The 12,535-nt window shown below is 69.6% G+C and carries 11 protein-coding genes; 7 read left to right on the top strand and 4 right to left on the bottom strand.

The features are described 5' to 3' along the window. Positions 1-34 precede the first annotated feature (34 nt). The gene (locus tag SRB17_RS36535) at positions 35-748 is read left to right on the top strand and encodes a glycoside hydrolase family 12 protein (RefSeq protein WP_153545137.1); all 714 of its coding nucleotides are present in this window, start codon (positions 35-37) and stop codon (positions 746-748) included. 72 nt (positions 749-820) lie between these two features. Here SRB17_RS36535 and SRB17_RS36530 read toward each other — a convergent pair whose 3' ends face one another. Both SRB17_RS36530 and SRB17_RS36525 read right to left on the bottom strand, forming a co-directional pair. Then, positions 821-2,860 (bottom strand): glycoside hydrolase family 31 protein, encoded by a 2,040-nt coding sequence (locus SRB17_RS36530; protein WP_323376895.1) that lies wholly within the window; start codon positions 2,858-2,860, stop codon positions 821-823. Positions 2,861-2,962: 102 nt separating this feature from the next. Then, positions 2,963-3,976 (bottom strand): LacI family DNA-binding transcriptional regulator, encoded by a 1,014-nt coding sequence (locus SRB17_RS36525; RefSeq protein ID WP_153545133.1) that lies wholly within the window; start codon positions 3,974-3,976, stop codon positions 2,963-2,965. A 321-nt stretch (positions 3,977-4,297) separates the two neighbouring features. Here SRB17_RS36525 and SRB17_RS36520 point away from each other — a divergent pair, with 321 nt between their 5' ends. Next, positions 4,298-6,235: an acyl-CoA dehydrogenase family protein gene (locus SRB17_RS36520; protein WP_153545131.1), complete on the top strand. Its 1,938-nt coding sequence runs from the start codon at positions 4,298-4,300 to the stop codon at positions 6,233-6,235. 38 nt (positions 6,236-6,273) lie between these two features. Here SRB17_RS36520 and SRB17_RS36515 read toward each other — a convergent pair whose 3' ends face one another. Next, a complete protein-coding gene (locus SRB17_RS36515; RefSeq protein ID WP_228396478.1) occupies positions 6,274-6,741 on the bottom strand; it encodes a hypothetical protein in 468 nt (155 codons plus the stop codon). A 225-nt stretch (positions 6,742-6,966) separates the two neighbouring features. Between SRB17_RS36515 and dxr the strand changes: the two genes are divergently transcribed. From dxr to ispG, 3 genes are all read left to right on the top strand, one after another. Beyond that, positions 6,967-8,238, top strand: coding sequence for a 1-deoxy-D-xylulose-5-phosphate reductoisomerase (dxr, locus tag SRB17_RS36510; RefSeq protein ID WP_153545127.1), 1,272 nt, complete (start codon positions 6,967-6,969; stop codon positions 8,236-8,238). Further along, on the top strand, positions 8,235-9,539 hold the full coding sequence (locus SRB17_RS36505) for a M50 family metallopeptidase (RefSeq protein WP_153545125.1): 1,305 nt from the start codon (positions 8,235-8,237) through the stop codon (positions 9,537-9,539). Before dxr ends, SRB17_RS36505 begins: the two co-directional genes overlap by 4 nt. Before the next feature lie 170 nt (positions 9,540-9,709). Beyond that, complete coding sequence (ispG, locus tag SRB17_RS36500) at positions 9,710-10,867, top strand: flavodoxin-dependent (E)-4-hydroxy-3-methylbut-2-enyl-diphosphate synthase (RefSeq protein WP_153545123.1); 1,158 nt, start codon at positions 9,710-9,712, stop codon at positions 10,865-10,867. A 24-nt stretch (positions 10,868-10,891) separates the two neighbouring features. Here ispG and SRB17_RS36495 read toward each other — a convergent pair whose 3' ends face one another. Further along, the gene (locus SRB17_RS36495; protein ID WP_228396477.1) at positions 10,892-11,311 is read right to left on the bottom strand and encodes an ATP-binding protein; all 420 of its coding nucleotides are present in this window, start codon (positions 11,309-11,311) and stop codon (positions 10,892-10,894) included. A gap of 100 nt (positions 11,312-11,411) precedes the next feature. Between SRB17_RS36495 and SRB17_RS36490 the strand changes: the two genes are divergently transcribed. Next, positions 11,412-12,302 (top strand): helix-turn-helix domain-containing protein, encoded by an 891-nt coding sequence (locus SRB17_RS36490; RefSeq protein WP_416237118.1) that lies wholly within the window; start codon positions 11,412-11,414, stop codon positions 12,300-12,302. Then, positions 12,299-12,496: a DUF397 domain-containing protein gene (locus tag SRB17_RS36485; RefSeq protein ID WP_153545121.1), complete on the top strand. Its 198-nt coding sequence runs from the start codon at positions 12,299-12,301 to the stop codon at positions 12,494-12,496. Before SRB17_RS36490 ends, SRB17_RS36485 begins: the two co-directional genes overlap by 4 nt. The last annotated feature ends 39 nt before the right edge of the window (positions 12,497-12,535 follow it).

The following is a 12,535-nucleotide window of genomic DNA, read 5'->3' as shown; positions in this document are numbered from 1 at the left end:
CCGAGCAATTCCCCCCACCCATGGAAGGGACCCCATGGCAACAAGCACACTCGGCAGGGTCGCCAAGGCCCTGATCGCCCCCACCCTCGCCCTCGGCGCCACCGTCGGCCTCGCCTCGGCCCCCGCCTCCGCCGCCGTCTGGAGCTCCTGCGACCAGTGGGGCAGCACCACGCTGAACGGCTACACCCTCTACAACGACATCTGGGGCTCCGGCGCGGGCAGCCAGTGCATCTGGGCCAACTCCGGCACCAACTGGGGCGTCTGGGCGGACCACCCGAACACCGGCGGCATCAAGTCCTACCCCAACGCCAAGAAGGTGATCAACAAGTCGATCACCTCCATGAGCTCGCTCTCCAGCAGCTACAACGTCACCGTCCCGTCGTCCGGCGCCTACGAGACGGCGTACGACATCTGGGACACGGGCTACAAGTACGAGATCATGCTCTGGGTCAACAAGACCGGCGCCGTCGGCCCGCTCGGCACCTCCCAGGGCACGGTGAGCCTCGGCGGCTCCACCTGGACCGTCTACAAGGGCAACAACGGCTCCAACGACGTCTTCTCCTTCGTCCGCACCTCCAACTCCGGCTCCGGCACGGTGAACATCCTGCCGATCCTGAAGTGGATCAAGGACACCAAGGGCTGGTTCGGCGACGTGACCATCGGTGACCTCCAGCTCGGCTTCGAGATCACCTCCTCCTCCGGCGGGCTGAACTTCACCGTCAACAGCGAGAGTGTCAGCAGCAGCTGAGCGACGGCGACGGAAGAGGCGACGGAAGAAAGGGGGGGGCCGGTCCCGCGCGGACCGGCCCCCCTCACGCGCTCACTCCGCGATCGGCAGCAGCGCCCCGTCCCGCAGGAACAGCGGGATGCGGTCCAGCGGCGCGTCCACCGTCACCGCCGTACCGCCCTCGTACGTCGCACCCGTCCACCCGTCCGTCCAGCGCGCGCCCGAAGGGAGGTAGGTCGTGCGGGCCGTCGCGCCGGCCGTCAGCACCGGGGCGACCAGCAGGTCCCGGCCGAAGAGGTAGGCGTCGTCCACCGACCAGGCCGCCTGGTCGTCCGGGAACTCCAGGAACAGCGGGCGCATGACCGGCAGCCCCTCCTCGTGGGCCTCCCGCATGACCTTCAGGACGTACGGCTTCAGACGCTCGCGCAGGCGCAGGTACCTCTGCAGGATCGGGCCGGCCGCCTCGCCGTACGACCACACCTCGTTCGGGCCGCCCGTCATCTCCGGGCCCAGCGGCATGCCCGGGTCGCGGAAGCCGTGCAGCCGCATCAGCGGGGACAGCGCGCCGAACTGGAACCAGCGGATCATCACCTCGCGGTAGGCGGGGTCGTCCGGGTCGCCGCCGTGGAAGCCGCCGATGTCGGTGTTCCACCAGGGGATGCCGGACAGCGCGGTGTTGAGGCCGGCCGCGATCTGGCGGCGCAGGGTCGCGAAATCGGTGCCGATGTCACCGGACCACAGGGCGGCGCCGTAGCGCTGACTGCCCGCCCACGCCGAGCGGTTGAGGGTGATGACCTCCTCACCCCGTGCGCGCAGGCCCTCGTGGAAGGTGCGGGCGTTCTCGCGCGGGTAGAGGTTGCCGACCTCCAGCCCCGGGCCCGCCCAGTAGCGCAGGTTCTCCGGGAAGCCCGGCTTCAGCTCGGGCTCGCAGGCGTCCAGCCAGAAGGCCGTGATGCCGTAGGGGGCGAGGTAGTTGTCGCGGACCCTCGACCACACGAACTCCCGCGCCTCCGGGTTCGTGGCGTCGTAGAAGGCCACCTGGACGGTGGAGTCGACCTCCTTGTCCGGCCAGTCGGCGTGCGCCATCGGGCCGTACTGGGTGCCGATGAAATAGCCGCGCTGCTCCATGAGCGGGTGGTTCTCCGACAGCGGTGAGACCGACGGCCACACGGACACCACCAGCTTGACGCCCAGTTCCTCCAGCTCGCGGACCATCGCCGCCGGGTCGGGCCACTCCTTGGGGTCGAACTTCCACTCGCCGAGGTGGGTCCAGTGGAAGAAGTCGCACACGATCGCCGAGAGGGGCAGGCCCCGGCGCTTGTACTCCCGGGCCACGTCGAGCAGTTCGTCCTGGGTGCGGTAGCGCAGCTTGCACTGCCAGAAGCCGGCCGCCCACTCCGGCAGCATCGGGGAGCGCCCGGTGACCGCGCTGTAGGCGCGCTGTCCGTCGGCCGGGGTGCCCGCCGTGATCCAGTAGTCGATCTGCCGGGCCGAGTCCGCGACCCAGCGGGTGCCGTTGCCCGCCAGCTCCACCCGGCCGATCGCCGGGTTGTTCCACAGCAGGGTGTAGCCCCGGCTGGACACCAGCACCGGAACGCTCACCTCGGCGTTGCGCTGCACCAGGTCCACCACCAGACCCTTCTGGTCCAGGCGTCCGTGCTGGTGCTGGCCGAGGCCGTACAGCCTCTCGCCCTCGTAGGCGGCGAAGCGCTGCTCCAGCCGGTGGTGGCCGCCTCCGACCGCCGTGTACAGGCGCGGGCCCGGCCACCAGAAGTGGGCCCGCTCCTCGGCGAGCAGCTCCGTACGGTCCTCGGTGCGCACAAAGCGGACCAGGCCCTCGCCGTCCACCTCGACGGTCAGCGCGCCGACCGTCAGCCGTGCCCCGCCGTCCCCGATCCGGGCCGTGGCGTCCTGGGCGGGCGGGGGGTCGAGCAGGGCGCCCGGCAGCCCGTCCAGCACCGGGCCGCCGAGCCGGGCGCGCACCCGGACCGCGTCCGGACCCCACGGCTCGATCCGCACCGTCTCCTGACGGCCGCTCCACTCCAGCGCCCCGTCCCGCTCACGGAATGTGCCCACGGTGGGGGAGGACTGGGCGAGGGAGACCTTGGGCTGCGCGGCGGCAGGCTGGTTCACTGCATGTTCCTGAAGGTTCACTGCATGCTCCTGAAGGAGTGCGGGACAGGGACAAGGCAGGCAGAGGGGTGCCCCGGACGCACGGGGGCACGGGAAGACGCGTCAGGAGACGGCCGGTGCCGGTCCCGAACTCGCGCGTACCGTCAGTTCGGGCGTGATCAGCACGACCTCGTCGGCGCCTCGCCCGTCCAGCTTGGCCACCAGGTGCTCGACCGCGTACCGGCCCATCTGCTGCGCCGGGATGGCGACCGAGGTCAGCCGCACCGAGGCCTGGACGGCGACCTGGTCCGGGCAGATCGCGACCACCGACACGTCCTCCGGCACGGCCCGGCCCTGCTGGCGCAGCAGCGCGAGCAGCGGCTCCACCGCCGACTCGTTCTGCACCACGAACCCGGTCGTGCCGGGCCGCTCGTCGAGGATCCGGGCCAGGGTGACGGCCATCGCGTCGTAGCCGCCGTCGCACGGCCGGTGCAGCACCCGTACGCCCGTCTCGCGGGCCCGGGAGCGCAGTCCGTCGAGGGTGCGCTCGGCGAAACCGGTGTGCCGCTCGTAGACGGCCGGGGCCTCGCCGATGACAGCGATGTCACGGTGACCGAGCCCCGCCAGATGCTCCACGCACAGCGCGCCGGTCGCCGTCCAGTCCAGATCCACGCAGGTCAGACCGCCCGTGTCGGCAGGCAGGCCGATCAGCACCGAGGGCTGGTCGGTCCCCCGCAGCAGCGGCAGCCGCTCGTCCTCCAGTTCGACGTCCATCAGGATCATCGCGTCGGCGAGACCGCTGCCGGTCACCCGGCGCACCGCGTCGGGCCCCTCCTCCCCGGTGAGCAGCAGGACGTCGTAGCCGTGGGTGCGGGCCGTGGTGGCCACCGCGATGGCGATCTCCATCATCACCGGCACGTACATGTCGGTGCGCAGTGGGATCATCAGCGCGACGATGTTCGACCGCTTGCCGGCCAGGGCGCGGGCGCCCGCGTTCGGGTGGTAGCCCAGTTCCCGGATGCTCTGCTCGACCCGGTGCCGGGTGGTCGCGGAGATGGACCGCTTGCCGCTGAGGACATAGCTCACCGTGCTCGCCGAGACTCCGGCGTGCTGGGCGACCTCGGCAAGGGTGACCATCCGTGCTCCAAGCTGTGTGAAGCGCTTCGACTGCTGCGCGTCGCTGATGTGGGCGTGTGAGGGTGAGATTGACACTAGCCTCAGCCGAGGTGGGGTGTCCAGAGAATGTCGAAGCGCTTCGACAGCTTTTCCAGGACAGCCGAACAGGGCGTGCTCCAGAGGACCAGTACACACCCGCGCGGCGGGACTCCGGCCCGGCTTTCGGCCGGATGGACGCGCGAGGGGTGGTGGGGTCGGCCCGTTTCGGGTACCAACGATCCAGTAGCACTGGTCGGTAACGAACGGTCCGCAATCATCCCTCTTCGCGGCGAGGTGAGCCTCATGTCCGCCCCCACCAAGTCACGTACCACCGTCACCGAGCGCGAGGCGCGCCAGGTGGCGGAGGCCGCCCGGCAGCAGGACTGGCACAAGCCCAGCTTCGCCAAGGAACTGTTCCTCGGGCGCTTCCGACTCGACCTCATCCACCCCCACCCGCTCCCGGACCCCGACAGCGTCCGGAGCGGCGAGGAGTTCCTCGCCAAGCTGCGCGCGTTCTGCGAGTCCACGATCGACACCGCCCGCATCGAGCGCGAGGCCCGCATCCCCGACGAGGTCGTCACCGGCCTGAAGGAACTCGGCGCCCTCGGTATGAAGATCGACCCCAAGTACGGCGGTCTCGGCCTCACCCAGCTCTACTACAACAAGGCCCTCGCCCTCGTCGGCTCCGCCAGCCCCGCCGTCGGCGCACTGCTCTCCGCCCACCAGTCGATCGGCGTACCCCAGCCGCTGAAGCTCTTCGGCACCCAGGAGCAGAAGGACGCCTTCCTGCCTCGCTGCGCCCGCACCGACATCTCCGCCTTCCTGCTCACCGAGCCGGACGTCGGCTCCGACCCGGCCCGCCTCGCCACCACCGCCGTACCCGATGGGGACACCTACGTCCTCGACGGGGTGAAGCTGTGGACCACCAACGGCGTGGTCGCCGACCTGCTCGTCGTCATGGCGCGGGTGCCGAAGTCCGAGGGACACAAGGGCGGCATCACCGCGTTCGTGGTGGAGGCGACCTCGGAGGGCATCACCGTCGAGAACCGCAACGCCTTCATGGGCCTGCGCGGCATCGAGAACGGCGTCACCCGCTTCCACCAGGTCCGGGTCCCGGCCGCCAACCGCATCGGCCCCGAGGGTGCGGGCCTGAAGATCGCGCTGACGACGCTGAACACCGGGCGGCTGTCGCTGCCGGCGATGTGCGCGGGCGCCGGCAAGTGGTGCCTGAAGATCGCCCGCGAATGGTCGGCGGAGCGCGAGCAGTGGGGCAAGCCGGTCGCGCTGCACGAGGCCGTCGGCTCCAAGATCAGCTTCATCGCGGCCACCACCTTCGCCCTGGAGGCCGTCCTCGACCTCTCCTCCCAGATGGCCGACGAGGACCGCAACGACATCCGCATCGAGGCCGCCCTCGCCAAGCTCTACGGCTCCGAGATGGCCTGGACGATGGCCGACGAACTGGTCCAGATCCGCGGCGGCCGGGGCTACGAGACGGCCGAGTCGCTCAGGGCACGCGGCGAGCGGGCGGTCCCGGCCGAGCAGATGCTGCGCGACCTGCGCATCAACCGCATCTTCGAGGGCTCGACGGAGATCATGCACCTGCTGATCGCCCGCGAGGCCGTCGACGCCCACCTCTCGGTCGCCGGTGACCTCATCGACCCCGACAAGACCCTGGCCGACAAGGCCAAGGCGGGCGCGAACGCGGGCGTCTTCTACGCCAAATGGCTGCCGAAACTGGTCGCCGGACCCGGCCAACTCCCCACGTCCTACGGTCGGTTCAAACACGGCGTCGACCTGTCGGGGCACCTGCGCTACGTCGAGCGCACCGCCCGCAAGCTGGCCCGCTCCACCTTCTACGCCATGTCCCGCTGGCAGGGCCGGATGGAGACCAAACAGGGCTTCCTCGGACGGATCGTCGACATCGGCGCCGAGCTGTTCGCGATGAGCGCGGTCTGCGTCCGGGCCGAACTGCTGCGCAGCCGGGACGAACACGGCCGCGAGGCCTACCAGCTGGCCGACGCCTTCTGCCGGCAGGCCCGCATCCGCATCGAGGAACTCTTCGACCGGCTGTGGACCAACACCGACGCCCTCGACCGCAAGGTGGTCAAGGGCGTGCTCGGCGGGGCCTACACCTGGCTGGAGGAAGGCGTCATCGATCCGTCCGGGGACGGCCCGTGGATCGCCGACGCGACCCCCGGACCCGCCACGCGGGAGAACGAACGCCGCCCCTACGGGGACTGAGCCGCCCTCCCGCCTGCCGACCGGGCGCCTGGGGCCGGTCAGCTGCCCCAGGTGCCCTGGTTCACGGCGCAGGTCCAGCCCGAGCCGTGCAGGGTGAACTGCACCTTGTAGGTGTGGGTGTTGAGCAGATGCGTCTGCACCTTCACCCCGAGACTCGCCTTCTTGTTCAGCGTCCCCGTGTACACGGTCACCGTCTTCGACGTCTTGTGGGTGACCTTGCCACCCGTCGCCCTGGCCGAGCCGAAGCGGATGTTCTTCACGTCCGTGACGGTGAAGCTGACCTTCTTGAAGCTCGTCGTCGTGCTCTTGTTCTTGATGCCGAAGTACAGACCCCCGTTGGTCACCCAGCCGTGCGAGTCGATGTAGAAGCGGCTCGGGTAGACCAGGTTGACCGGGCAGCCGGAACTCTGCGGCGTCTGCGTGGCGGCCGACGCCGCAGCGGCCAGACCGAGTTGAGCAGCGGTCAGCATTCCGGCGGTGGTCAGGACGGCCGCGGTCGCGCGCATGCGATTCATGATGGTGGTACTCCCCCTTTGTCGCCCTTCGGACGGGCTGCACCGGAAGGATGCCATCGACGGCCACCGCGTGCGCACGATTTCCCGAGGCCGGTCCCGATCTTCACCCTGCCTTCATATCGGGAGGACCATCCCAACCCATGACGAAGGGTACGGACACACCCGCGCGAGGGACGCCGTGTCCGTGCCGTCACCGGTTGGGGCAACAATGGGGGGATGACCGACAGCCCCGCCCATCCGGCACCCCTCGCCGACCCGCACCTCGTCTACGACCCCCTCGCGGGCGACGGCCCCAAGGACGTGGTGATCCTCGGCTCCACCGGATCCATCGGCACCCAGGCCATCGACCTCGTCCTGCGCCACCCCGGCCGCTTCCGGGTCACCGCCCTGTCCGCGAACGGCGGCCGTGTCGCCCTCCTCGCCGAGCAGGCCCGCCGGCTGCGGGTGCGCACCGTGGCGGTCGCCCGCGAGGACGTCGTACCCGCCCTGCGCGAGGCGCTCGCCGCCGAGTACGGCCCCGGCGAGCCGCTGCCCGAGATCCTCGCCGGACCCGACGCGGCCACCCAGGTCGCCGCCTCCGACTGCCACACCGTGCTGAACGGCATCACCGGCTCCATCGGCCTGGCGCCCACCCTCGCCGCCCTGGAGGCGGGCCGCACCCTGGCGCTCGCCAACAAGGAGTCCCTGATCGTCGGCGGGCCGCTGGTCAAGGCGCTCGCCAAGCCGGGACAGATCATCCCCGTCGACTCCGAGCACGCCGCCCTCTTCCAGGCCCTGGCGGCAGGGACGCGGGCCGACGTACGCAAGCTGGTCGTCACGGCGTCCGGAGGGCCCTTCCGGGGCCGCACGAAGGCCGACCTGGCCCGGGTGACCGTCGAGGACGCCCTCGCCCACCCCACCTGGGCCATGGGCCCGGTGATCACGATCAACTCCGCGACCCTCGTCAACAAGGGCCTGGAAGTCATCGAGGCACACCTCCTCTACGACATTCCCTTCGACCGCATTGAGGTGGTCGTGCATCCCCAGTCGTATGTCCACTCGATGGTCGAGTTCACCGACGGATCCACGATCGCCCAGGCGACGCCCCCCGACATGCGCGGGCCCATCGCCATCGGCCTGGGCTGGCCCGAGCGGATCCCGGACGCGGCGCCCGCCTTCGACTGGAGCAAGGCCTCCACCTGGGAGTTCTTCCCCCTGGACAACGAGGCCTTCCCCTCGGTGAACCTCGCCCGGCACGTGGGGCAGCTCGCCGGCACCGCCCCGGCGGTGTTCAATGCGGCCAACGAGGAATGCGTCGAGGCCTTCCGCACCGGCGCACTGCCCTTCAACGGCATCATGGAGACCGTCACCCGGGTCGTCGAGGAACACGGCACCCCGGCCGCGGGAACTTCACTCACCGTGTCGGACGTCCTCGAAGCGGAGGCCTGGGCCCGCGCCCGGGCCCGCGAACTCACAGCCACGACGGCGACCGCGGAGGCGCGTGCATGACGACCTTGATGTTCATCCTCGGCATACTGGTCTTCGCGGTCGGCCTGCTCGTCTCGATCGCCTGGCACGAGCTGGGGCACCTGTCCACGGCCAAGCTCTTCGGCATCCGCGTCCCCCAGTACATGGTCGGCTTCGGCCCCACCGTCTGGTCGCGGAGGAAGGGCGAGACCGAGTACGGCGTCAAGGCGGTCCCGCTCGGCGGCTACATCCGCATGATCGGCATGTTCCCGCCCGACGACCAGGGCCGCGTCTCCGCCCGCTCCACCTCCCCGTGGCGCGGCATGATCGAGGACGCCCGCTCGGCTGCCTTCGAAGAACTGCAGCCCGGCGACGAGACCCGCATGTTCTACACGCGCAAGCCGTGGAAGCGCGTCATCGTCATGTTCGCCGGCCCCTTCATGAACCTGATCCTCGCGATCGCCCTGTTCTTCACCGTGCTCATGGGCTTCGGCATCCAGCAGCAGACCACCACCGTCGCCTCCGTCTCGCCCTGCGTCATCGCCCAGAGCGAGAACCGCGACAGCTGCAAGAAGGCCGACCCGGCGTCCCCGGCCGAGGCCGCCGGCATGAAGAAGCGCGACAAGATCGTCTCCTTCGACGGCAAGCCGACCAAGGACTGGAACACCCTCTCGGACCTGATCCGGGACAGCGCCGGCAAGACCGTCCCGATCGTCGTCCAGCGCGACGGCACGCAGGTCACCCTGCACGCCAAGATCGCCACCAACCTGGTCGCCAAGAAGGACTCCAGCGGCCAGTACGTCCAGGGCAAGTACGTCCAGGCCGGCTTCCTCGGCTTCAGCGCCGCCACCGGCGTCGTCCACCAGGACTTCGGCCAGTCCGTGACCTGGATGACCGACCGGGTCGGCGACGCCGTCGACTCCCTCGCCGCCCTGCCCGCCAAGATCCCGGCCCTCTGGGACGCCGCCTTCGGCAACGCCCCGCGCCAGCCGGACTCCCCGGTCGGCATCGTCGGCGCCGCCCGCATCACCGGCGACATCGCCACCCTCGACATCCCCGCCTCACAGCAGGTGGCGATGTTCGTGATGCTGCTGGCCGGCTTCAACCTCTCCCTGTTCCTGTTCAACATGCTCCCGCTGCTCCCGCTCGACGGCGGCCACATCGCGGGCGCCCTGTGGGAGGCCCTGCGGCGCAACGTGGCCCGGGTGCTGCGCCGCCCGGACCCGGGTCCCTTCGACGTGGCGAAGCTGATGCCGGTGGCGTATGTGGTGGCGGGGATCTTTGTCTGCTTTACGCTCTTGGTCCTCGTGGCCGATGTCGTTAACCCCGTGAAAATCTCGTAGCCATGCGGCGTTGGGGGCGGGCCGGAACACGGTGTTCCGGGCCGCCTTCCATCGAGTGGGTTTGCCGGGTGGGATGTGCTGGCGCGTGGGGCCGTGCCGTAATCTCGAAGCCTGGAGCCCGACCGTAGACGGGACCGGACCTTGATCCACGACTTGGGGTTGCACAGCAGATGACTGCGATTTCTCTCGGCATGCCGTCCGTTCCGACCAAGCTCGCCGAGCGCCGGAAGAGCCGGCAGATCCAGGTCGGAAGCGTGGCGGTCGGCGGAGACGCGCCCGTCTCGGTCCAGTCGATGACCACGACCCGTACGTCCGACATCGGCGCCACCCTCCAGCAGATCGCCGAGCTGACGGCGTCCGGCTGCCAGATCGTGCGCGTGGCGTGCCCCACCCAGGACGACGCCGACGCCCTGGCGACCATCGCGAGGAAGTCCCAGATCCCGGTGATCGCGGACATCCACTTCCAGCCGAAGTACGTCTTCGCGGCGATCGAGGCGGGGTGCGCGGCGGTCCGCGTGAACCCCGGCAACATCAAGCAGTTCGACGACAAGGTCAAGGAGATCGCCAAGGCCGCCAAGGACCACGGCACCCCGATCCGCATCGGCGTCAACGCCGGCTCCCTGGACAAGCGCCTGCTCCAGAAGTACGGCAAGGCGACCCCCGAGGCCCTGGTCGAGTCCGCCCTGTGGGAGGCGTCCCTCTTCGAGGAGCACGACTTCCGCGACATCAAGATCTCCGTCAAGCACAACGACCCGGTCGTGATGATCGAGGCCTACCGCCAGCTCGCCGAGCAGTGCGAGTACCCCCTCCACCTCGGCGTGACGGAGGCGGGCCCCGCCTTCCAGGGCACGATCAAGTCGGCGGTGGCCTTCGGCGCGCTCCTCTCCCAGGGCATCGGCGACACGATCCGCGTGTCCCTCTCGGCTCCCCCCGTCGAGGAGGTCAAGGTCGGCCTCCAGATCCTGCAGTCGCTCGGCCTGCGCCAGCGCGGCCTGGAGATCGTCTCCTGCCCGTCCTGCGGCCGCGCCCAGGTCGACGTCTACAAGCTCGCGGAGGAGGTCACGGCCGGCCTGACCGGCATGGAGGTCCCGCTGCGCGTCGCCGTCATGGGCTGCGTCGTCAACGGCCCCGGCGAGGCCCGCGAGGCCGACCTCGGTGTCGCCTCCGGCAACGGCAAGGGCCAGATCTTCGTCAAGGGCGAGGTCATCAAGACCGTCCCCGAGTCCAAGATCGTGGAGACCCTCATCGAGGAGGCCATGAAGCTGGCCGAGCAGATGCAGGACGAGGGCGTGGAGTCGGGCGAGCCGTCGGTGTCGGTGGCCGGCTGATCCTTTCGGCCTTCGTGAGTCCCGTCACCGCTGGGTGGCGGGACTCACGTGTACCTCCGCCCAGACGGATTTGCCTGGCTGCCGTGGCGTGACGCCCCACTTGTCGGCGAGCGCCTTGATCAGCAGCAGGCCGCGGCCGGACTCGTCGGTCGGCACCCGCACCTCGGGCAACCGTTCAGTACGCGTGTCGGAGACCTCCAGGCGCAGGGTGCCGTACGACTCGGTGAGCCGGAGGTGGAAGTCCCGCCCGGGTACGTGACCGTGCCGGACCGCGTTCGCGACGAGTTCGGCGGCGATCAGCGTGACGGCTTCGTTCACGGGGCTGTCGTAGGCGTGCCCCCACTCGTCCAGCCGGAGCGAGACCAGCCGCCGGGCGAGCCGGGCGCCGCGCGGGGTGGAGGTGAACCGCATGGCGAACTCGGGGGTGGAGATTCCTGACTTCATGTCGCTTACGTTCGCGCACGCTCAGTAACGTTGAACAGCGGCCGCACCTTGACCAACGCGCGTTGTATGAGCGTGTGGTGCGGCTGTACACGGGCGCGCCGTGACCGATGACGGCGCGAGGGAATTGGGGGTGTGCGTGAGCGAGGAAGTACAGGCAGAACCCGAAGCGCCGGAGCCGGAGGGGGAGTCGGGGCCGGACTCGGCCGTCCCGCTCATCTTCGGGCGGCTGTTGAAGCGGCTGAGGACTCAGGCGGGCATGGAACGTGCCGAACTCGGTTCCCGTACCGGGTACTCGGCGGCGACCGTCGCGTCGTTCGAGCAGGGCAGACGCATTCCGTCGGCCCGGTTCATCATGCAGGCCGACGAGGTGCTGGGTGCGCAGGGGGTGCTGGTCGATTTCATCGAGGAGATGGAGAAGGCGCAGTATCCGGCGTTCTTCCAGGATGCGGCGGCGCTGGAGAAGAAGGCGGTCGCGTTGCACTTCTTTGCTGTGCAGACCGTGCCCGGTCTGCTGCAGACGGAGGACTACGCGCGGGCGGTCTTCACTGTTCGGCGTCCGCCGCTGGACGAGGCGACCATCGAGCAGCGCGTGACGGCCAGGTTGGCCCGCCAGGAGATCTTCGGGCGGAAACCGATGCCCACCATCACCTTCGTGATGGAGGAGGCGGTTCTGCGAAAGGGGCTGGGCGGACGGGACGTTGTGCGAGGCCAGTTGGAGCAGATCCTGCTCATCGGTCAGCGGTCCAACGTGGAGATCCAGGTCATGCCGGACGGTCGCGAGGAGCATGCGGCCCTCTCCGGACGATTCACCTTGATCGAGACGACGAAAGGGCGCAGGATCGCGTACGTGGAGGCGTACAAGAGCAGTCGTCTCTTCATCGATCGCTCGACGGTCAGGGAACTGGAGGAGCGGTACGGTCCCCTCAGGGCCCAGGCCCTGTCTCCGCGTGAATCACTGGCCCTCGTAGAGAAGTTGCTGGGAGAGAGATGAACGTCGAAGAGCCGACCGAGTTGGTGTGGTTCAAGAGCAGCTACAGCGACGGCGAGGGCGGCGAGTGTGTCGAGGTCGCCACCCGCCCCACCACCATCCACGTACGGGACTCCAAGCAGAACCCCGCCACGGCCCCCACCCTCGCGCTGTCCGCCGCTGCATGGCAGGCGTTCCTCGATCTTGTCCAAGCTTGAATTGCGCTTTACCGTCCCTTTGGTGCCGCTCCCGATTGC

This window comes from Streptomyces sp. RB17, assembly GCF_009604455.1.
GTDB lineage: Bacteria > Actinomycetota > Actinomycetes > Streptomycetales > Streptomycetaceae > Streptomyces.
Note: the sequence above shows the minus strand (reverse complement) of the source record. Positions and strands in the feature narration are given on the sequence as shown.